This is a genomic window from Aquimarina latercula DSM 2041 (genome assembly GCF_000430645.1).
Taxonomy (GTDB): domain Bacteria; phylum Bacteroidota; class Bacteroidia; order Flavobacteriales; family Flavobacteriaceae; genus Aquimarina; species Aquimarina latercula.
The window spans coordinates 41,449-61,592 of record NZ_AUMK01000003.1; the positions used below are offsets into that span (position 1 = coordinate 41,449).

Sequence of the window (20,144 nt, forward strand, 5' to 3'; positions counted from 1 at the left end):
AAAAAGACATAGCATATTAAATTAAAAATCAATCATTAATCAAAAAACAAATATCATGAAAACACTAATTTTAATTATTGCCAGTTTTGCATTTGGGTTATTAACTACCAATGCGCAAACAACCGAAACGAGTTCGTCAAAATCTTCTTCAGAATTTTCATTCACGTATGATTCCGATGCAGAGAACAAAAAGTTTTATAGATCTTTCGTTACGCTGGATATGGATGATAATTATAGAATAAAAATAAAATTCATGAAGTATATGGAGTCTAATGTAAAATCATATTTAATTGATCAGTTTGGAAAAGAAAATATGATCGAAAAGAATGATACTTATGTATGGAGTAAAGGTTTAGAAGAAGAGGAAATTTATCAAGTAAAGCTAAAAGGAAATAGACTAAGAATAAATGTTAAAAAAGAATTGGCATCGGATAAGTTACTTAAACGGTTTACTCAGATAGGTAAAGAACTAAAAAAACTAACTTCAGAATCAGCTGGTAGTTAGGGAAATAAGTAGAAACATCAATTAATAATCATTAATCAAAAAACAAGTAGTATGAAAACAATCATTTTTATGTTGTGTGTAGCGCTGGCTATACCAACTTTAAACGCGCAGACAAGTTCTAATTCTAAAATTTCAGTTAATTATTCTAGTGATGACACTAGTGATAATGGGTATAAAATAAATATCTCTATTTCCAACACTGATGATGCTTACAGCTTAAAAGCAAGTTTTCCTTCACATAAAACAGAGAAAGTAAAAAAGTTTCTGAATGAACATTTAGAAGTAAAAATGTCTAAAAATTACAGTTCTTATATGTGGAATTATAACAATAAAGGAAGTGAAGGATATAGGGTAAAACTTAGAAAAGGTAAATTATCTGTTTTTTTGGATAAAGAAGCAATATCAATTGACCTGGTAGAAGATTTAATAGATGCATTTAGCGATCTAAGAGATTTAATTAAAGATAAATAAAAGAGAACATCTTAATGAAGAAAGTAATTATATGGATGATGTTTTTTATATACATCATTTCAATCAATGCTCAACAGGATCAAAAGAAGTTTCTTACCGCAAAACAAATATCAGATTTGTATGATAAGATGATTTCTGAAATCGAATATGTTGATGCAGAATCGATAGAGGTAAGAAATAAAACAAAACAGGTTAATTGGGATCAATACAAGGCCTATCATAAAAAACAGTTTGGGAAAGCCGATGGTTATAAAAGTTTAAGAAAGAAATTTCTTGATTTCGGGAAAGGATTTACTAGTGGGCATTCTTATTTTCAGTTTAGCTATCCAATAGAAAAGCAAAAAAAGGATAAGTTAGAGAGTTCCATTAAAATTGGATTTACATATCCAGAAATGGTGTTTTTTGATATAGAGTCTAAAAAAACAATCTCAAAAATTAATGATGTATCTCTCAAAGATGTTTTTGAACATTTTGTAAACTATGAAACCAGAGCAAATGGAATAGGAACTTGTCAGTCTAGTTTTAAATATAGATTTGAGCACGGTGTGTTAAAAGTAAAAGGTGATCTTCCAAAGCAAATAACTTTTGAAGATGGCAGTCAAAAAGAAGTGACTTATACTATTGATAAGGATGCAGAATCCTCTTATGATCTTTATATGAAGAGGATTGATCTTAATGAATATCAAGATTGGCAATTAATAGAAAAAGGTTACAAAACAGCTTTACTTATTAGAGATAGTATAGCTTTAGTCAAAATTAAAAACTTTGCTTATAAGAATGGTGATAATGATTTAAGATGCACAACTGCCGTAGGTGATTCTACAGTATGTAGTGATATTGTAAAAATCAGAAATGGTTTAAAATCAGTTGAAAACGATATAAATTACGTAATTTTTGATGTCCAGAGTAATCCTGGTGGAAATGAAAATTCATCATTTCTTGCAGAGTTTTGTCCATCTGAATTTAAAGATTTAAGAGTACAGTATAAAAAAACAGCGATTCTAGAAGACAATGATCTTAGAACAGAATTATCATATGGTTTTCCGGGAGCAAATGGATGGTTTGAAGAAATTTCGGAAAATGGGATTTATGAAAAAACTAAAAATGGAAGTTTTTTACCACCAAGAGGAGACTTCTGTCGAGGTGGAAATAAGTGCGAGCTGGAATATATTGAACCTAATGAAACCGCTAAGCGGAAAGTAAAAAAAATAATAGTTTTAGTTAATGAAAGAACTGCAAGCTCAGCAGATGATTTTGTGTATAGAATGAAAGAATATAGTAATGCTACTATTGTGGGGCAACCACAATCCGCAGACCTAACATTTGCTCTGATTGGGATTGTTTTTTATGTAGACAACCAAGGTAATATAAAGAAAATGTACACAGGTAATAATCAAAGAAATTATGATGTTCCAGGAACAGAACTCTTTCAGTTTTCCATACCCTATTCTAGAACAGTGAATAAAAACGGAGAAATGCTTCAAGGGAATCCACTTAAACCTGATTTGTTAGTTAAAATAACTAAAGATAATTTTGAAAATCGAGAACGTATCGTGTTAAATAAAGCTATAGAAGAGTTTGTTACCAAAGATTAGAATTAAGTAATTTCAAAAACATAAAATGAGTCTTATCGATGATGATAAGGCTCATTTTTTAGAATAGTAAATCCTCTATATAACTGTTCTATAAAAAATAAGCGAATCATCTGATGCGAAAACGTCATTTTAGATAATGAAAGTTTACCATTGGCTCTATTATATACTTCCGGACTAAAACCATATGGACCACCAATGACAAAAATCAATTGTTTAATACCACTATTCATATGTTTCTGTAAAAGTTGAGAAAAACCTACAGAGTCATATTGCTTTCCATTTTCATCTAATAGGATTAAAACATCAGAAGTAACCGTCTTGCTTAAGATGAGTTTTCCTTCTTTATCCTTTTGTTGTCCTTCACTAAGGTTTTTAGAGTTTTTTATATCAGGTATAATTTCAAAAGTAAATTTAATATAAAACCCTAATCTTTTTGTGTATTCGGAGATAAGATCTTGTAGTTGTTTATGATCTGTTTTACCAATTGCAATTAATTTAATAGTCATAGATATAGTTTCTTTATTGACTTTGTACTTCCAACTTCGTACTTCCAACTTCTTTTCCTACTTTAGCAAAAATAACCATTCAATATGATTACAAAAGCTCAATTTGATACAGAAATTGAATTAATAATAGCCAATGCCATACGAGAGGATGTAGGTGATGGAGATCATAGCTCTTTAGCATGTATTCCGGATACAGCAACTGGCAAAGCTAAATTGTTAGTAAAGGATGAAGGAATATTAGCAGGTGTCGATTTTGCTAAGAAAGTATTTAATTATGTCGACCCTAAAATGGAAGTTGAGGTAAAAATAGAAGATGGATCCGAAGTTGAGTATGGAGATATAGCCTTTTATGTTTCAGGAAGTTCTCAGTCTATCCTTAAGGCAGAACGATTGGTTCTTAATGCTATGCAAAGAATGAGTGCTATAGCTACTAAAACACATCAGTTTGTACAGTTATTAGAAGGAACAGGAACCAAAATTCTGGATACTAGAAAAACAACACCAGGAATTAGAGCTTTAGAAAAATGGGCTGTAAAAATAGGTGGAGGAGAAAATCATAGATTTGCGCTGTATGATATGATCATGCTTAAAGATAATCATATCGATTTTGCTGGTGGAATTACAAAAGCAATAGATAAAACAAAAAAATATTTAGCTGATACAAATAAGGATCTTAAAATAATTGTAGAAGCTCGAAATCTCGATGAGATTAAAGAGATTCTTAAAACCCCAGGAGTTTATAGAATTTTGATCGATAACTTTAATTATGATGATACCAGAAAAGCTGTAGAGCTTATTGGAGATACTTGCCTTACCGAATCTAGTGGTGGGATAAATGAAAAAACAGTTCGTAAATATGCTGAATGTGGCGTAAATTATATTAGTAGTGGAGCTTTAACCCATTCTGTTTATAATCTTGATTTGAGTTTGAAAGCGGTATAATATATGTCAAAAGCAGTTGAAGATAAACTAAATAAAATTCCGATTATTAATATTCTAGTTAAGATCGGTAAAAAAGTTATTCTTCCCGGTTTCGAAGGTCTTTCTGTGTATGATTTGGTAGAGATTTATACTATTGGAATTGTAAAAGGAACGTTTTCTGCTAGAGCGAGTGCCATTTCATGGAGCTTTTTTCTATCTCTTTTTCCTTTTTTACTTTTTCTTTTAAATCTAATACCAATTATCCAAATAGATGGTTTCCAAGAAAATTTCTTCGAATTTATAACTTCTGCATTACCTAATCAGTCTAAATTATTCTTTGAAGAGATATACACTGATATTTCTGCTAATCCTAGAACAGGTTTGTTATCTACAGTTTTTATATTGTCATTGTTCTTAATGACTAATGGGATAAATGCTGTGTTTTCTGGGTTTGAATATTCGTATCACGTAACATTGAATAGAAATTTTGTAAAGCAGTATATAGTGGCTCTAGGGGTATCTTTGATCGTGGCATCATTGTTGCTTATTACCGTAATAGTAACACTATATTTTAGTTATTTGTTAGAAGATCTTAAGGAGATGGGAGTAATGGATAATACGGTTTTCTGGCTGCAATTTGGTAAATATGGATTGTTTGTCTTGATGATTTTTCTTGTAGTAGCGACGTTGTTTTATTTTGGAACAACGGAAGGAAAAATGAATAGATTCTTTTCTCCTGGAGCATTTATGACTACAGTATTGATCATGGTAACAACCTATTTATTTGGAGTATATATAGATAATTTTTCTAACTATAATAAATTATACGGTTCAATAGGTGCTATGCTGATTCTAATGGTATATATATGGCTTAATGCTAATTTACTTCTGTTAGGTTTTGAATTAAATGCTTCACTTATTAAATTGAAGAAGAATTTTTAATATTTTAGCAACATACAAACATTTAATTTAACAAAAATGAAAAAACTAAGCTTATTATTTATTCTTTTAGCAATTGTAGGAACTAGTCAAGCTCAGGTTCAAGTTGGGGATGCTACGTTACCAAATACGGTAACTTTTAGCGGAGAAGATTTGACGATTAATGGAGCAGGTATGAGAGAGAAGTTCTTTTTTGATATCTATGCTGGAGGGTTGTATCTAAAGAAAAAAAGTACAAGTGCTAGTGCGATTGCTGCTGCAGATGAAACAATGGCAATAAAATTGCATATATTATCTGGTATGATGTCTAGAAGCAAAATGGAATCTGCGCTTAGAGATGGTTTTAAAAAATCTACAAAAGGTAATACGACTTCTTTAGACAAAAGAATAAACACTTTTGTTGGATTTATTAAAGATGAAATAGAAGAGGGACAAATCTATGATATTGTATATGAGAAAGGTAAAGGAAGTGTAATTTATAAAGATGGAGTAGAGAAAGGGTATGTAGAAGGATTAGACTTTAAAAAAGCCTTATTTAACATATGGATTGGAAATAATCCTGCAGATAAAGGTTTAAAAAATGAAATGTTAGGTGCTTTTTAGGATAAAAAGTATTGTTTTAGCGTTGAAATACACAATTTAACGTTTTTTTTCTGTTTTTACTATGCGCGCATAATAAATTTTATTACTTTTGTGTAATAAGGAAAAATTTTAATACTAATACACCCCAGATAAAACTTTAACAAAGATGAAAAAAATTACTTTACTAATCGTAGCACTTATTTCTTTAACAACTGCTACGGCACAAATCAGAGTAGGTAAAGCTGTATTGCCTTACGAAGAAAACTTTGGTGAAACAGATCTTAAGTTAAATGGAGCTGGGATGCGAGAAATGTTATGGATTGACTTATACGCAGGCGGACTTTATTTACAGAAAAAGAGTAAAGACCCAAGAGCTATCTTAGATGCAAATGAAACAATGGCTATAAAATTAAATATAGTATCTGGTTTTGTAACTCAGAAGAAAATGATTAAAGCGGTTCAAGACGGTTTTAAGAAAGCAACTTTTGGTAATACAAAAGCGTTAGATGAAAGAATCAATAAGTTTATTAAATTTTTTAATGAGCCTATTGTTAAAAATGATATTTTTGATATCGTATATATAAAAGATAAAGGAGTACAGGCTTTTAAGAATGGAAAAGAGCTTGGGGTGATAGAAGGAAGAGACTTTAAATATGCTTTATTTAAGATATGGTTAGGTGATGAACCGGCTAGTGAAGGAATTAAGAATGGAATGTTAGGACTTCAGTAGTCTACTATTTTATAAAATTATTAAAAAGCTATCTGAATTTCAGATAGCTTTTTTTGTTTTAGCATCATATTCTCTATATTGAACACTTAAGTTTAAAACAGTTAATTACAATGAATATCTCTAAAGTTCTTATTATAACATTATTACTTCTAACCGGCTTAGTGAATGCTCAAAATGAAATAGTTGGTAAATGGAAGACTATCGACGATAATACAGGTGAACCAAGGTCGATAGTAGAGATTTATAAAAAAGGAAATAAATTGTTTGGAAGAATCGATCGAATTTTAAAAGAATCGGATCGTAAGCAATTATGTAAAGAGTGTGAAGGAGATGACTATAATCAGCCAATAGAAGGAATGGTTATTATCAAAGATTTACAAAAGGATGGTGATGAATATGAAGATGGTACTATAATGGATCCAGAAAATGGAAAAGTATATAGATGTAAAATCTGGATTGAAGAAAATGATCCTAATACGCTGAATGTTAGAGGGTATATTGCTTTCTTATTTAGAACTCAAAAATGGATTAAAGCATAACCATTTTTAAATCTAAAATTTTATTTAAAGAAAATTTTAACATTTTTTATTGTTAGTTTTTAGAAAAATACAGAACTAAGTCTTTGTAATAATTAAAAACTAAATCATGAAAAAAATAATTACCCTATCTATCTTATTAGTCGTTACGACTATTACTACTGCTCAAATAAGAGTAGGAGATGCAGTAATACCTTATAAAGTAAATTTTGAAGGAGAAGAGCTTACACTAAATGGAGCTGGTGTTAGAAAAGTATTAGGAGTAGAAACATATTCTGGAGGATTGTATACGGTTAATAAGTATACCGATGATAGAAAAGTTTTGGATGCAGATGAAAGTATGTCTATTAGATTAGTTATCAATTCTAAAAAAGTAACTAATAAGAGAATGAAGAAAGTATTTAGAAAAGGTTTTGATGACGCTATGTTTGGTAATACACAGAGCTTAGATGCTAGAATTGATCAGTTTTTAGAATTGTTTGGAAGTACAACTCAGATTAATGATTTCTTTGATTTAGTTTATATCAAAGGAAAAGGAATAAGAACTTTTAAGAATGGAGAAGAAGTTGGATATATAGAGGGAAGGGATTTTAAATATGCTTTATTTAAAATATGGTTAGGAGATGAACCAGCTTGCAAACTTATAAAAGGAGGAATGCTTGGACAAAATGGATAAATAAGATTTACCCCAAAATAAGCAAAAGGCTGATCAATTGATCAGCCTTTTGTTGTATATAATAAGGGTAAAAATGTATTTTTGTTTGAATCAAAAGTATCGATGACGTATTTTATAGATGTAATCCTACCTATTCCTCTTAATAAGGAGTTTACTTATAGTGTTAACGAAAATGAAGCACATTTTTTAAAGCCAGGAATGAGAGTTGCTGTGCAATTTGGTAAGAGTAAAGTCTATGCTGCTTTAGTTACCAATATACATCAAAAGGCTCCAGAAGTATACGAGGCAAAGGAAATTGAACATATTTTAGATGAAACTCCAATTGTAACAATAAATCAGCTAGAGCTTTGGTCATGGATTTCTAAGTATTATATGTGTTCAAAAGGAGAGGTGATGAGAGCAGCTCTACCGAGTGCTTTTTTATTAGAAAGTGAAACAATTATTCTTAGAAACGATAACAGTTCGATTGACGAAAGTGGATTGAAGGATGATGAATTCTTGTTGTATGAAGCTTTACAGCATCAAAGTTTACTTCGAATACAAGAAGTAATGGATATAATTGGGAAAAAAAACGTTCTACCTTTAATTAAAAGATTATTAGAAAAAGAGGTTATTAACGTACAGGAAGAGATTTATGAGCAATATAAGCCTAAGCTTGTAAGATATGTTAGACTAGTATCCGAATATACAAAAGAGGAAGGTTTACAATCTTTATTGGATTCATTAACTCGTGCTCCAAAACAACGGGATGTATTAATGCATCTATTTATGTTACAAGCCAAAAGTGATAAATCAATTAAAGTAAGTGAACTTGTGAAAGCTTCTGGTAGTAACACATCAGTTATTAAGTCGTTAATTAATAAAGAGATATTAGAAGAATATCATAAGCAAACAGATAGGGTTCAATATGAATTGGATGCAGTAGCTGTTACTAAAGAATTAAATACATATCAAGAACAAGCATTAACGGATATTAAAGAACATTTTTTAGAAAAAGATGTTTGCTTGTTTCATGGAGTTACATCTTCTGGAAAAACAGAAGTTTATGTGAAATTGATAGAAGAGCAGTTGCAAAAGCGAAAACAAGTTCTGTATTTATTACCCGAAATAGCATTAACGACCCAATTGATAAGTAGATTGCAAGAATACTTCGGAGAAAAATTAACGGTATACCATTCAAAATATTCTGTAAATGAAAGGGTAGAAGCTTGGAACAATGTAAAAGATTCAAAACCTAAAGCTCAGATTGTTATAGGAGCGCGATCTTCAATCTTCTTGCCATTTACTAATCTAGGTTTGATTATAATAGATGAAGAACACGAGAGCTCATTTAAACAGTATGATCCAGCACCAAGATATCATGCTAGAGATACTGCAGTAGTGTTGTCTAATATGTTTAAAGCCAAAGTAGTTTTAGGTTCTGCAACTCCAGCTTTAGAATCGTATTATAATGCAGAACAAGGTAAATATGGTTTAGTGGAGTTAACAAGACGTTATGGGAATGTTTTAATGCCAGATATTAACCTTGTAGATTTAAAAACAAAATATAAGAGAAAAGAAATGACGGGGCATTTTAGTGACACTTTGTTACTTGCTATTCAAGATGCACTTAAAGAAAAAGAACAAGTCATTTTATTTCAAAATAGAAGAGGATATTCTCCTGTGGTAGAATGTAATACCTGTGGTCATTCTCCGCAATGCCCTAATTGTGATGTAAGTTTAACATACCATAATTATAGAAATCAATTGCGATGTCATTATTGTGGATATCATATAGCAATGTTACAAAAATGCCTTGCGTGTGATAGTCATGAATTAACAACAAAAGGTTTTGGTACAGAGCAGATTGAAAATGAGCTTAAAGAGTTGTTTCCAGAAAATAGTATTGGCAGAATGGATCAAGATACAACGAGAGGTAAACATGGGTATGAGAAGATTATAAATAAGTTTGAAGATGGAGAGATTGATATTTTGGTGGGGACACAAATGCTAACTAAAGGATTAGATTTTAGGAATGTAACATTGGTAGGTATTATGAATGCAGATAATCTCCTTAATTTTCCTGATTTTAGAGCTCATGAAAGAAGTTTTCAATTAATGCAGCAAGTGGCAGGGAGAGCGGGGAGAACAAGTAAGAGAGGAAAAGTATTAATTCAAACTTATAATCCATTTCATCAAATCCTACAGCAGGTATCTATTAATGACTATTCAGGGATGTATAAAGATCAGATAGAAGAACGCTATCAATATAAATACCCGCCTTTCTATAGAATTATTAAGATTACTGGGCGGCATAAAGATTATAATAAAGTAAACGAGGCTACTTTGTGGTTAGCGAAATCTCTTGCCATGACTTTTAAAGAAAATGTTTTAGGACCAGAATTTCCTCCAATCTCTAGAATCCGAAATCAATACAATAAGAATATTTTAATAAAAATACCTCACGGACAATCTTTAAAAAAGACGAAAGATTTTATAAGTAAGGTACAGAATTCTTTTAAGAGTATAAAAGAGTTTTCTGGTGTTAGGATTATAATTAATGTAGATAATTATTAATTATAGGGTCATCTTATATCCGTTAATCAATATAATGTCAAAAATACAAAGTCCCACTTATAAGAAAAATGGGACTTTTTATTTTGTTTGTTATTAGTAGAATTATTATCCGCTTAAAGCTTCTATCAAAGAATGTTTCTTATGTCTACTAAGAGGTATTTTTTCGTCGGCAATTTCTATATTACGACTGTTATATCTTTCTACCTTATCTAGGTTTACAATATATGATTTATGTATTCTTAAAAAACGATCACTAGGAAGTTCTGCTTCAAAGGATTTCATAGTAGCTAATACTACTATCGGATCTCCATCTTCCATAATTAATTTTACATAATCACCTAAAGCTTCAACATATTTTAATTGACTTAAAAATATTTTACGCTTTTTTAGATTACTTTTCACAAAGATATAGTCATCGTCTTCAATAGATGCTTGTTCAGAATTTAAACGAGACATACTAAGCGCTTTTTCTACAGCAGCATTAAATCGATCTTTTTTAAGAGGTTTTCTTAAATAATCAATTGCATCGTAATCAAAGGCTTTAAATGCATATTTCGTTTTTCCAGTAACAAAAATGATATGAGGTTTATTTTCTAGATCGTCCAAAAGGTCAAAACCAGTAAGGATTGGCATTTCAATATCTAAAAATAATAAGTCAACCGGAGTATCTAATAATCCGTTTTTTGTCTCAATAGCATTGTTCCATTCTGCCACTAATTCTAGGGAAGAATGTTCATCTATTAATTTAACAATAGCCAGTCTTTGTAGACGTGAATCGTCTACTACCGCACATTTTAATTGAGATTGTTCCACTTGCATAGGTTAATATTCTATACAATATTAATGAATATATATTATTTCCACAAACATTTTACGCTTTTTATCGATAAAAGATGTGTTTCGTCGAAGCGTTTTTTAGTTTGAAAATCAAAAAAATAATGTTACTTTTGCAGCCAATTTTAATTAAAAATAGATTTTTTATGAATCATTATGAAACTGTTTTCATCTTGAATCCCGTTTTATCTGAAGAACAGATAAAGGAAACAGTTAAGAAATACGAAGACATTCTTGTTTCTAACGGTGCCAAGATGATATCCAAAGAAGACTGGGGACTTAAAAAGCTTGCTTATGCAATCCAGCACAAGAAAAGTGGTTTTTATCACTTATTTGAGTACACTGTACCAGGAGAGGCTATCAACACAGTAGAGGTTGAGTTCAGAAGAGACGAAAGAGTAATGCGTTACCTTACTGTTCGTTTAGATAAGCATGCAATTGCTTGGGCTGAGAAAAGAAGAAATAGAAACAAACAAAAAGCTTAATTATGTCATCTATAGAACAACAAGCTAAAGGAAAAAAAGATGGAGAGATTAGATATCTTACTCCGTTAAATATAGATACTTCAAAAACTAAGAAGTACTGTCGTTTCAAAAAGTCAGGTATTAAGTATATTGATTACAAGGATCCTGATTTCTTAATGGCATTTGTAAATGAGCAAGGTAAATTATTGCCTCGTCGTCTTACTGGAACTTCTCTAAAATATCAACGTAAAGTGAGTGTTGCTGTAAAAAGAGCAAGACACTTAGCATTAATGCCATACGTTGGTGATTTATTAAAATAAAATTCGTCATAACATTATGGAACTTATATTAAAGAAAGACGTTGAGAATCTAGGATTCGCAGACGATGTAGTAGAAGTGAAGAACGGTTATGGACGTAACTTTCTAATCCCTGGAGGTTTTGCTGTATTAGCAACTCCATCTGCTAAAAAAGTATTAGAAGAAACGTTAAAACAACGTGCTTTTAAAGAAAAGAAAGAAATCGAAGATGCTGAGAAAATAGCTAAGAAAATAGCTGGATTCGAAATCAAGATTGCTGCTAAGGTAGGATCTGGTGATAAGTTATTCGGTTCTGTTTCTAATGCAGATGTTTCTGAAGCATTAGGAAAAGAAGGTGTTGAACTAGAGAAAAAGTTTATCACTGTTCCTGGCGGAACTATTAAGCGTTTAGGTCAATATGAAGCTTCTGTTCGTTTACATAGAGCTGTAATTACACCGGTTGCTTTTGAAATAGTTGCTCAAGCAAAATAATTTGATTTTTTAAACCGGTTGATAACTGGTTTATAATAATATAGAAAACCGCTCATTTGAGCGGTTTTTTTTGTTTAATTTATATTTAGTTCACACAAAAAAACAACCGATGAAAAAAACTCTTTCAACCTTAGTTTTTGCATTATTGGCAATAACAATTCAGGCTCAGGTAACAACTTCTAATATTTCAGGATTAGTGTACGATAACGTTAATCAATTATTACCTGGAGCAAATATTACGGCAATACATTCACCTACAGGAACTACGTATGGTGGAACTACTAATTTTGATGGTCGTTTTGATCTTATTAATTTAAGAGTAGGAGGACCATATCGAGTAACAATAAGTTATGTTGGTTTTAAAAAGAAAGTATATGATGATGTTTTTCTTCAGTTAGGTCAGACATATAACATAGATGTTGTTATGATAGAAGATGATAATCAACTTGAAGAAGTAGTAATCACTACCAATAAGAATGCTACTTTTAGTAGTGAAAGAACTGGAGCAGAAACCAGTATAGGGAATAGAGAGTTAAAATCATTACCTACAATTACACGTTCTGCAGCTGATTTTTATCGATTAGAACCTACAGCTTCTAGTAATGGTTCTTTTGGAGGGAGAAATGATCAGTTTAATAATTTTAGTCTAGATGGGTCTATTTTTAATAACCCTTTTGGATTGGATGCAGCAACACCAGGTGGTCAGGCAAATGCTCAGCCAATATCATTAGATGCGATAGATCAGATTCAGGTTTCTACGGCGCCTTATGACGTAACCCAAGCTGGTTTTACAGGAGCATCAGTAAATGCTGTAACTAAAAGTGGTACTAATGAATGGAAAGGAACCGTATATGGTTTTTATCGTAATCAAGATTTAACAGGAGATAAGGTAGGGGATGATGATATTATTGTTCCAGACCTTACCCAGGCTCAATATGGATTGAGTGTTGGAGGACCAATAATAAAAAATAAATTGTTCATTTTTGGGAATTTTGAAATTGATGATCGAGAAGATTTAGGTTCAAATTTTTTAGCCGCTAGACCAGGAGTAACTGGAGCTAATGTTTCAAGAGTGTCAGCAGAAGATTTGGATTATGTTTCTCAACAGCTTAGTTTACTTGGTTATGAAACAGGGCCTTATGAAGGATACACGCATAATACAGAATCAACTAAAGGGATTTTAAAACTTGATTGGAATATTAATAATAATCATCGGTTAGCATTGATCTATAATTTTTTAGACGCATCCCGAGATTTACCTGCGAATCCAGAGGCTATTGGTAGAAGAGGACCTGACTTAACAACACTACAGTTTAGAAATGCTGGATATACCATAAATAATAAGATTAATTCATTTTTAGTAGAACTGAATTCTAATTTTGGAGGAAACATTTCGAATAAATTTCAAGCTGGATATACATTTTTTGATGATAGTAGAGATCCATTTTCTGCTCCGGCTCCACCGATTAATATAGCGCAAGATGGTGTACGGTATATTGTGGCAGGTCACGAACCTTTTTCTATCAATAATAGATTAGAACAGAAAGTATATCAGGTAACGAATAATCTAAATATAGTTACTGGTAAACATACCATTACTTTAGGAGGAAGTTTTGAGAGATTCGAATTTGATAATTCTTTTAATCTTGGATTGTATACTTATTTTAATGGAGATGGTGGAGTAGGTACATTTGCTCCTGATTTTGATAGCGTTCGCATAACGGCGGGTTCCACTAATAGTTTTGAACAAGCTATTAATAACGGCCTTATTGCGGAGGCTTTGGCAAATGCGCAAAATGTTTTTGACACAAATAATGCTACTGATAATTGGGCGTTGGCAGAAACTAATGTGGGGCAATTGGCATTTTATGCTCAGGACAAATGGAGAATGAGTGATCAATTTACGCTGACATATGGTGTTAGGGTGGATCAACCTCTTTTCTTTGATACTAGAGATAAAATTGCAGAAAATATCGAAAGAGCGGCTGGAGGCGAATTTCCTGATGGTAATTATCAACCTGGAATTACATATTTTGATGAAAATGGAACTCCCACAAACCTGAATAGTTTAGATCTACCATCTAAAAAGCTGTTAATTTCTCCAAGATTAGGATTTAATTATGATGTAAAAGGAGATAAGACTATTCAGATTAGAGGAGGTACCGGTATTTTTACAGGACGTCTTCCATTCGTGTGGATAGGAAATCAGGTTGCTAACCCTAATTTCTTTTTCTATACTACATCTGCTCCAGATTTTCAGTTCCCGCAGGTATTTAGAAACAGTTTGGGTGTCGATTATAAGTTTAAAAATGGGTTGATTGCTTCTACGGATATTATTTATACTGAAGATATTAATGCACAAATGGTGCGAAATTATGGTTTGGCTACTCCTTCTGGAACATTAAGTGGAGTAGATGGTAGGCCTATTTATCTTGCGTCTGATAGAGCTGTTAATGAATTTGGTGGTACAACAAATGCTTATGTGTTTACGAATACCAATGTTGGTTATTCGTTTAACTGGTCATTTAAACTTCAGAAAAGTTTTAAAAATGGACTATTTGCTAGTGTTGCTTATAATTTCTTAGAGGCAGAAGACGCAAGTTCACTTGATGCAGAAATATCCAGTGATGCTTATGATAGAAACCCTGCTATTGGTAATGTGAATCAAGCTGTGAGTACCGCCTCTAGATATGGTGATAAGCATAGGATTGTTGGGCAGATAAATAAATCTTTTAGTTATGGAAAAAATAAACAATGGAGAACTTCTTTAGGAGCTTTTTATGAGTATGCTCAGGGAGGAAGATTTTCATACACATATTCAGGCGATATAAATAATGATGGTTCAGTTCTAAATGATTTGATTTATATACCTACCGAATCTGAACTTGCGTCGTATAACTTTAGTGGAACAATTGTCGAGCAAGCCGATCAAAGAGCAGCTTTAGAGGTTTACATACAGCAAGATGAATATCTAAGAGAGCGTAGAGGGGATTATGCAGAGAAATATGCGATTTTGAGTCCTTGGAGAGCAAGATGGGATGTAAAGTTATTACAGGATTATAACTTTCAAATAGGTGATAAGACAAATACAATACAGTTGAGTGTTGATATTTTGAATTTTGGTAACTTATTAAATTCTGATTGGGGGGTAATAGAAATTCCTGTAAATGATCAACCAATTGGAGTTACCGTCGATGCTACTAATACTCCAACGTATTCTTTTGATACTTCTCAAACTAGCACCTTTGCTAATGACTTTAGCTTAGATTCTAGATGGCAAGCACAGGTAGGACTTCGATATATTTTTAACTAAAAAAAGAATTTCGGTATTAGATTTAAAAATCCGTTCTTGATTTATTAGGAGCGGATTTTTAATTATCACTATTTTTGCACCCAATTTTATTAGAAAAGATGAGATATCGCAGGCTTACCAAAGAACAGTTAGAAGAATTACACCAAGAATTTATCAATTTTTTAGCTACACAATCTATAACAGCAGATGAGTGGAGTGATATTAAACAGAATAAACCAGAAGTAGCAGAAGAAGAGATAGATGTTTTTAGTGATTTAGTTTGGGAAGGAGTTTTGGGCAATGCTCAGTATTTAGAACATTTTTCTAAAGATCAAATACATCTATTTTATCTTGGTGAAACAGAAATGCATTTAATTGCTATTAAAGTGAATTTTCCTGATATAGATATTACTACACAAGAAGGGTACGATTGGTTAAGAAATAACCTGTTAGATGATCAAGTAGCTTTTTATAACGCAAATAAAGAATACACAGAAGATCCTAATATGGATAAGTTTAAACTTATTTTACAAGGAGCTAATATTACAAAAGGTGAATTGTATCAGTATTTTGAAAAACTAGTTGAACAAAAATCATGATCATTCTTTTAAGCTAATTATTGACTATTCGTACCTTAAGGATTCAATAGGATCTTGTCTCGCAGCTTTGACTGCTGGGTATGAGCCAGAAACAACTGCTGTTAAGAATGAAGTAATTACTGCAGCAAAAATAGCTAACCATGGAACTGCAAACTCAAAACCGGATACAGCTACTATAATTGCTCCAATAGTTATTCCAAGTATAATGCCTACGATACCGCCTATTTGACCGATGATAACGGTTTCCATAAAGAATTGGCTCGATATAGTATTCTTTTTAGCTCCAAGTGCTTTACGAACACCAATTTCTCTGGTTCTTTCTGTAACAGAAACTAACATGATATTCATTAAAGCAATAGAGGATCCAAAAATGGTTATGATACTGATAATCCAGGCAGCCCAATATAAATAGGATGTAATACTAGATATACGGTTGATTAGGTCATCACTGCGTTCTAGGCCAAAATCATTTTCTTCTACAGGATTTAGTCCTCTTATTTTTCTAAAGGTAATGATTGCTTCATCTTGAGCCCCTTCTAAGAATTGCTTGTCGTCAACTTTAACGCTAATGTTATAATTGATATTTGGTAATGTGTATATAGAGCGTGCAACCTGTAAAGGAATTAAAACCTTAAGATCTTGATTGTCTCTAAATGTTGCTCCTTTACTTTCTAAAACACCAATAACTTTAAATTTCACACCTCGTATACTGATTGTTTTGTTTATTGGATCTGTGTCTTTGAATATATTTTTTTTAAAATCAGAACCTATTAAACAAACATTGTTATTGTTTTCGATATCAAAAAAGGTAAAACTTCTTCCAAACTCTACTTCAGTCCCTGTGTTTTCTAAGTAATTTTCATTTACACCAACTACAGAAGCTTCTGGGTCCGTTTTTTCATTTTCGAATTTAACTTCTGCATTTCTGGTGCCACTAAAAGATACGGAGGTTTTAGAAAATGGATATTGAAATTTTTCTTTAAACTGCCTTACGTTACGATAACTAATTATAGGATTTATCTTTTCTCTTTCGCCACTTCCGCCACGTCTTGTTGTAAATTCATATCGCTGAATATTAAAGGTGTTAGATCCCATAGAGGCAAAATCTCCAGTAATGGTGTTCTCTAAGGCTCCAAGAAATGTTAGGATACCAACTAATGCAGTAATACCTATGGCAATAATCAAAACAGTAAGAATCGTGCGTAAAAGCTGCCCTTTTATAGAGTCTAAAGCTATACTGATATTCTCTCGAAAAAGTGAAAACATAATGGGTGAATTAGTATCTTTTGAAGTATAAGACTACAAAATGAGCTTAAAGTTACTCAAAAAAGTAAATTTTATTAATATAAGTAAAACTCTTTATGCTTTTCGTGTAAAATTTTAAAGCTTTTTTAGATATTTACATCCTTTAATAATTGATAATTAGTAGAAGTATTTCTGGTTTAGAAATATTTTTTATGATTTAAAAAATAGAACGAAACGGACATGGCACAAAAACCATCCATACCAAAAGGAACACGTGATTTTTCTCCAATAGAAGTGGCTAAGAGAAGTTATATAATGAATACAATCAAAGAACAATTCCAGTTGTTTGGTTTTCATCCTATAGAAACTCCAAGTTTTGAGAATAGTGATACGTTGATGGGTAAATATGGAGAGGAAGGAGATCGATTAATATTTAAGATATTAAATAGTGGAGATTATCTTAGTAAAGTGGATGATACTTTGTATGACAGTAAAGAAAGTAGTAAGATGACTACTAAGATTAGTGAAAAAGCACTCCGTTATGATTTAACAGTTCCTTTTGCCAGATATGTAGTACAACACCAAAACGAGATTGATTTTCCGTTTAAACGTTATCAGATACAACCAGTATGGCGTGCTGATCGTCCGCAAAAAGGTAGGTTTAGAGAGTTCTATCAATGTGATGCGGATGTGGTAGGGAGTAAATCTTTATGGCAAGAAGTTGATTTTATTCAACTGTACGATAAAGTATTTAGCAAATTAGGATTAGATGGTGTTACTATTAAAATGAATAACCGCAAGATTCTTTCAGGAATAGCAGAGGTTATTGGAGCAAGTGATAAATTGATTGATTTTACTGTTGCTCTAGATAAGTTAGATAAAATTGGAGAGGAAGGTGTTAAGAAAGAGATGATTGCTAAAGGGATATCTGAGACAGCTATAGAGAAAGTAAAACCACTTTTTAACTTTACAGGCACTACTTCTGAAAAAATTGATAAATTAAAAGAGTTGTTAGCGTCTTCTGAAGAAGGGATGAAGGGAGTAGAGGAGTTGGAGTTTATTGTAAGTGCGATTACAGAAGTAGCTCTTGATAAAGCTTCTCTTGATTTAGATGTTACATTAGCGCGTGGTTTAAACTATTACACTGGAGCAATTTTTGAAGTAGGTGCACCAGAAGGTGTAAAGATGGGGTCCATTGGAGGAGGAGGACGTTACGATGACTTAACTGGGATTTTTGGTTTAAAAGATGTTAGTGGTGTTGGAATTTCTTTTGGATTAGATAGAATTTATCTCGTTTTAGAAGAGTTAGGTTTGTTTCCGGATACAGTAGCACCATCTACAAAAGCATTATTTATTAACTTTGGAAAAGAAGAAGCCTTATATAGTCTAAAGAGTATAAATCAACTCAGGGAAGATGATATAATTGCAGAGCTTTATCCCGATAGCGCTAAAATGAATAAACAAATGAAATATGCGAATAAAAGAGAAATTCCATTTGTAATTTTAGCAGGTGCCTCAGAAATGGAAAACGAGAATTTTACCGTTAAAAATATGCAAACTGGATCCCAGGAAACAATGAATTTAGAAGAATTGAAATTACTTTTAAAGTAAGATAAACCAATAATTTTATAAACCAAACTAAAAATAATACTATATTAACTACCCTAAAACTATAATTATGAAAAATATCTTATTGAGATTTCTTTTATGCCTTTTATTGATTTCTGTGGTTTCTTGTAAAAAAGACCCTAAGTCTGATAAAGTGGATGTAATCGAGGAAGTAGTAGACTCAACAGATGTTGTAGAGGTTGTAGAAGAGAAGAAGCCAGTAGTAAAAAAGAAAAAGAAATCTACAAAAAAGAAGCCTAATAAAGAAACGATAAAGCTTCCGGCAGGAGCTCCTTCTTTTAGCAGTACCGAAGCTAAAAAGTATATAAGAGATTACGAAGCTTATGTTTCAAAATATAAAAAAGCTGTAGAATCTAAGGCCGATATGGATGCTTTTTTGAAGCTAAGTGAATCTAGCTCGAGTTTAACGAAACAATATAGGAAATTAATTTCTACGCTTCCTGCAGCAGAAATGGAAAAAATGAGTAAGTATATGCAGGAAAAAACAAAACAAATTGATGCGCTAAATAGACAAATGTAAGTTTGATAACAGCGTTAAATTTAAGAATAAGTCATCCATCAATGTGGATGGCTTTTTTTTGTTTAAGGCTTTAAAAATAAAAAAGCCCTTAAAAATAAGGGCTTTAACGAATTACTGTAGCGAGAGGGGGGCACGATCCCCCGACCTCTGGGTTATGAATCCAACGCTCTAACCAGCTGAGCTACCTCGCCAAATAGATGCTACATCATTTTAATTCGGGTGCAAATATAAAAACAAAAAGCATTGTAGCAAACAATAAAGTAGAATTAATTTTTTCAAATACTCTTTTCAATATTTTTAAAGTAAATAATTAATCTATATATTGGCTTACTAACAATTTGCAATATGTCTGAAAAAATAAAATACGAACTTGAATTTGTAATACAATCTTCTCCACAACTATTATATCAATATATTTCTACTCCATCAGGACTTTCTGAGTGGTTTTCGGATAATGTAAATTCACGTGGTGAAATGTTTACATTTATTTGGGATGATAGTGAGGAGGAAGCAAAACTGTTAAGCAAAAAAAGCGGAGAGAGAATCAAATTTAGATGGATGGCAGATGATGAAGATGGTAATGATTATTTCTTCGAATTACGCATACAGGTTGATGAAATTACAAAGGATGTTTCCTTGATGGTGACTGACTTCTCCGATGATGATGAAATTGATGAGAATAAAATGTTATGGGATAATATGATCGGTAATTTAAAACAAGTTTTAGGTTCCGCATAAATCCTTTAGTTTTATAA

At 31.8% G+C, this 20,144-nt stretch carries 21 protein-coding genes and 1 tRNA gene; 18 read left to right on the forward strand and 4 right to left on the reverse strand.

The features are described from left to right. Positions 1 to 55: 55 nt before the first annotated feature. From H526_RS0100190 to H526_RS0100200, 3 genes are read left to right on the forward strand one after another with little or no spacing between them, the layout of a single operon-like run. Positions 56 to 505, forward strand: coding sequence for a hypothetical protein (locus tag H526_RS0100190; RefSeq protein ID WP_027391106.1), 450 nt, complete (start codon positions 56 to 58; stop codon positions 503 to 505). Between the two features lie 51 nt (positions 506 to 556). Further along, positions 557 to 976 (forward strand): hypothetical protein, encoded by a 420-nt coding sequence (locus tag H526_RS0100195; protein ID WP_027391107.1) that lies wholly within the window; start codon positions 557 to 559, stop codon positions 974 to 976. A gap of 14 nt (positions 977 to 990) precedes the next feature. Next, positions 991 to 2,571, forward strand: coding sequence for a S41 family peptidase (locus H526_RS0100200; protein WP_027391108.1), 1,581 nt, complete (start codon positions 991 to 993; stop codon positions 2,569 to 2,571). 32 nt (positions 2,572 to 2,603) lie between these two features. On the opposite strand, the gene rlmH is transcribed toward H526_RS0100200, so the two are convergent. Beyond that, positions 2,604 to 3,077 (reverse strand): 23S rRNA (pseudouridine(1915)-N(3))-methyltransferase RlmH, encoded by a 474-nt coding sequence (rlmH, locus tag H526_RS0100205; RefSeq protein WP_027391109.1) that lies wholly within the window; start codon positions 3,075 to 3,077, stop codon positions 2,604 to 2,606. Between the two features lie 84 nt (positions 3,078 to 3,161). On the opposite strand from rlmH, the gene nadC reads away from it, so the two are divergent. The 7 genes from nadC (at position 3,162) to priA (ending at position 10,017) form a co-directional block, all read left to right on the forward strand. Continuing rightward, positions 3,162 to 4,019, forward strand: coding sequence for a carboxylating nicotinate-nucleotide diphosphorylase (nadC, locus tag H526_RS0100210; RefSeq protein WP_027391110.1), 858 nt, complete (start codon positions 3,162 to 3,164; stop codon positions 4,017 to 4,019). 3 nt (positions 4,020 to 4,022) lie between these two features. Next, positions 4,023 to 4,940 (forward strand): YihY/virulence factor BrkB family protein, encoded by a 918-nt coding sequence (locus tag H526_RS0100215; RefSeq protein WP_027391111.1) that lies wholly within the window; start codon positions 4,023 to 4,025, stop codon positions 4,938 to 4,940. Positions 4,941 to 4,976: 36 nt separating this feature from the next. Further along, positions 4,977 to 5,540, forward strand: a complete 564-nt coding sequence (locus H526_RS0100220; RefSeq protein WP_027391112.1) for a chalcone isomerase family protein — start codon at positions 4,977 to 4,979, stop codon at positions 5,538 to 5,540. 145 nt (positions 5,541 to 5,685) lie between these two features. Next, the gene (locus H526_RS0100225) at positions 5,686 to 6,249 is read left to right on the forward strand and encodes a chalcone isomerase family protein (protein WP_027391113.1); all 564 of its coding nucleotides are present in this window, start codon (positions 5,686 to 5,688) and stop codon (positions 6,247 to 6,249) included. A 110-nt stretch (positions 6,250 to 6,359) separates the two neighbouring features. Beyond that, positions 6,360 to 6,788: a DUF2147 domain-containing protein gene (locus tag H526_RS0100230; protein WP_027391114.1), complete on the forward strand. Its 429-nt coding sequence runs from the start codon at positions 6,360 to 6,362 to the stop codon at positions 6,786 to 6,788. A gap of 106 nt (positions 6,789 to 6,894) precedes the next feature. Beyond that, a complete protein-coding gene (locus tag H526_RS0100235) occupies positions 6,895 to 7,461 on the forward strand; it encodes a chalcone isomerase family protein (protein WP_027391115.1) in 567 nt (188 codons plus the stop codon). A 102-nt stretch (positions 7,462 to 7,563) separates the two neighbouring features. Next, on the forward strand, positions 7,564 to 10,017 hold the full coding sequence (gene priA, locus H526_RS0100240) for a replication restart helicase PriA (RefSeq protein ID WP_027391116.1): 2,454 nt from the start codon (positions 7,564 to 7,566) through the stop codon (positions 10,015 to 10,017). A gap of 105 nt (positions 10,018 to 10,122) precedes the next feature. On the opposite strand, the gene H526_RS0100245 is transcribed toward priA, so the two are convergent. Next, the gene (locus H526_RS0100245; protein WP_035084012.1) at positions 10,123 to 10,836 is read right to left on the reverse strand and encodes a LytR/AlgR family response regulator transcription factor; all 714 of its coding nucleotides are present in this window, start codon (positions 10,834 to 10,836) and stop codon (positions 10,123 to 10,125) included. A gap of 161 nt (positions 10,837 to 10,997) precedes the next feature. Here H526_RS0100245 and rpsF point away from each other — a divergent pair, with 161 nt between their 5' ends. The 5 genes from rpsF (at position 10,998) to H526_RS0100270 (ending at position 15,995) form a co-directional block, all read left to right on the forward strand. Next, a complete protein-coding gene (gene rpsF, locus H526_RS0100250) occupies positions 10,998 to 11,336 on the forward strand; it encodes a 30S ribosomal protein S6 (RefSeq protein WP_027391118.1) in 339 nt (112 codons plus the stop codon). Continuing rightward, on the forward strand, positions 11,336 to 11,635 hold the full coding sequence (gene rpsR / locus H526_RS0100255) for a 30S ribosomal protein S18 (RefSeq protein ID WP_174412104.1): 300 nt from the start codon (positions 11,336 to 11,338) through the stop codon (positions 11,633 to 11,635). Before rpsF ends, rpsR begins: the two co-directional genes overlap by 1 nt. A gap of 16 nt (positions 11,636 to 11,651) precedes the next feature. Further along, positions 11,652 to 12,104, forward strand: a complete 453-nt coding sequence (rplI, locus tag H526_RS0100260) for a 50S ribosomal protein L9 (RefSeq protein ID WP_027391119.1) — start codon at positions 11,652 to 11,654, stop codon at positions 12,102 to 12,104. 109 nt (positions 12,105 to 12,213) lie between these two features. Next, a complete protein-coding gene (locus H526_RS0100265; RefSeq protein ID WP_027391120.1) occupies positions 12,214 to 15,417 on the forward strand; it encodes a TonB-dependent receptor in 3,204 nt (1,067 codons plus the stop codon). 98 nt (positions 15,418 to 15,515) lie between these two features. Then, on the forward strand, positions 15,516 to 15,995 hold the full coding sequence (locus tag H526_RS0100270) for a DUF6495 family protein (protein WP_027391121.1): 480 nt from the start codon (positions 15,516 to 15,518) through the stop codon (positions 15,993 to 15,995). Positions 15,996 to 16,019: 24 nt separating this feature from the next. Here the strand turns inward: H526_RS0100270 and H526_RS0100275 are convergent, their stop codons facing one another. After that, positions 16,020 to 17,261: an ABC transporter permease gene (locus H526_RS0100275; RefSeq protein WP_027391122.1), complete on the reverse strand. Its 1,242-nt coding sequence runs from the start codon at positions 17,259 to 17,261 to the stop codon at positions 16,020 to 16,022. A gap of 219 nt (positions 17,262 to 17,480) precedes the next feature. Here H526_RS0100275 and hisS point away from each other — a divergent pair, with 219 nt between their 5' ends. Continuing rightward, entirely contained in the window at positions 17,481 to 18,851 is a 1,371-nt protein-coding gene (gene hisS, locus H526_RS0100280) for a histidine--tRNA ligase (RefSeq protein WP_027391123.1), read from the forward strand. A gap of 67 nt (positions 18,852 to 18,918) precedes the next feature. Beyond that, entirely contained in the window at positions 18,919 to 19,389 is a 471-nt protein-coding gene (locus H526_RS0100285; protein ID WP_035084016.1) for a hypothetical protein, read from the forward strand. Positions 19,390 to 19,506: 117 nt separating this feature from the next. Here the strand turns inward: H526_RS0100285 and H526_RS0100290 are convergent. Further along, positions 19,507 to 19,580, reverse strand: a tRNA-Met gene (locus H526_RS0100290). A 154-nt stretch (positions 19,581 to 19,734) separates the two neighbouring features. On the opposite strand from H526_RS0100290, the gene H526_RS0100295 reads away from it, so the two are divergent. Then, the gene (locus H526_RS0100295) at positions 19,735 to 20,127 is read left to right on the forward strand and encodes an START-like domain-containing protein (protein WP_027391125.1); all 393 of its coding nucleotides are present in this window, start codon (positions 19,735 to 19,737) and stop codon (positions 20,125 to 20,127) included. Positions 20,128 to 20,144 lie beyond the last annotated feature (17 nt).

What these genes read in the sequence shown, in the direction of transcription:
- H526_RS0100190 (WP_027391106.1), top strand. Translation starts at nt 56, where the DNA reads ATGAAAACACTAATTTTAATTATTGCCAGTTTTGCATTTGGGTTATTA.
- H526_RS0100195 (WP_027391107.1), top strand. Translation starts at nt 557, where the DNA reads ATGAAAACAATCATTTTTATGTTGTGTGTAGCGCTGGCTATACCAACT.
- H526_RS0100200 (WP_027391108.1), top strand. Translation starts at nt 991, where the DNA reads ATGAAGAAAGTAATTATATGGATGATGTTTTTTATATACATCATTTCA.
- rlmH (WP_027391109.1), bottom strand. Translation starts at nt 3,077, where the DNA reads ATGACTATTAAATTAATTGCAATTGGTAAAACAGATCATAAACAACTA.
- nadC (WP_027391110.1), top strand. Translation starts at nt 3,162, where the DNA reads ATGATTACAAAAGCTCAATTTGATACAGAAATTGAATTAATAATAGCC.
- H526_RS0100215 (WP_027391111.1), top strand. Translation starts at nt 4,023, where the DNA reads ATGTCAAAAGCAGTTGAAGATAAACTAAATAAAATTCCGATTATTAAT.
- H526_RS0100220 (WP_027391112.1), top strand. Translation starts at nt 4,977, where the DNA reads ATGAAAAAACTAAGCTTATTATTTATTCTTTTAGCAATTGTAGGAACT.
- H526_RS0100225 (WP_027391113.1), top strand. Translation starts at nt 5,686, where the DNA reads ATGAAAAAAATTACTTTACTAATCGTAGCACTTATTTCTTTAACAACT.
- H526_RS0100230 (WP_027391114.1), top strand. Translation starts at nt 6,360, where the DNA reads ATGAATATCTCTAAAGTTCTTATTATAACATTATTACTTCTAACCGGC.
- H526_RS0100235 (WP_027391115.1), top strand. Translation starts at nt 6,895, where the DNA reads ATGAAAAAAATAATTACCCTATCTATCTTATTAGTCGTTACGACTATT.
- priA (WP_027391116.1), top strand. Translation starts at nt 7,564, where the DNA reads ATGACGTATTTTATAGATGTAATCCTACCTATTCCTCTTAATAAGGAG.
- H526_RS0100245 (WP_035084012.1), bottom strand. Translation starts at nt 10,836, where the DNA reads ATGCAAGTGGAACAATCTCAATTAAAATGTGCGGTAGTAGACGATTCA.
- rpsF (WP_027391118.1), top strand. Translation starts at nt 10,998, where the DNA reads ATGAATCATTATGAAACTGTTTTCATCTTGAATCCCGTTTTATCTGAA.
- rplI (WP_027391119.1), top strand. Translation starts at nt 11,652, where the DNA reads ATGGAACTTATATTAAAGAAAGACGTTGAGAATCTAGGATTCGCAGAC.
- H526_RS0100265 (WP_027391120.1), top strand. Translation starts at nt 12,214, where the DNA reads ATGAAAAAAACTCTTTCAACCTTAGTTTTTGCATTATTGGCAATAACA.
- H526_RS0100270 (WP_027391121.1), top strand. Translation starts at nt 15,516, where the DNA reads ATGAGATATCGCAGGCTTACCAAAGAACAGTTAGAAGAATTACACCAA.
- H526_RS0100275 (WP_027391122.1), bottom strand. Translation starts at nt 17,261, where the DNA reads ATGTTTTCACTTTTTCGAGAGAATATCAGTATAGCTTTAGACTCTATA.
- hisS (WP_027391123.1), top strand. Translation starts at nt 17,481, where the DNA reads ATGGCACAAAAACCATCCATACCAAAAGGAACACGTGATTTTTCTCCA.
- H526_RS0100285 (WP_035084016.1), top strand. Translation starts at nt 18,919, where the DNA reads ATGAAAAATATCTTATTGAGATTTCTTTTATGCCTTTTATTGATTTCT.
- H526_RS0100295 (WP_027391125.1), top strand. Translation starts at nt 19,735, where the DNA reads ATGTCTGAAAAAATAAAATACGAACTTGAATTTGTAATACAATCTTCT.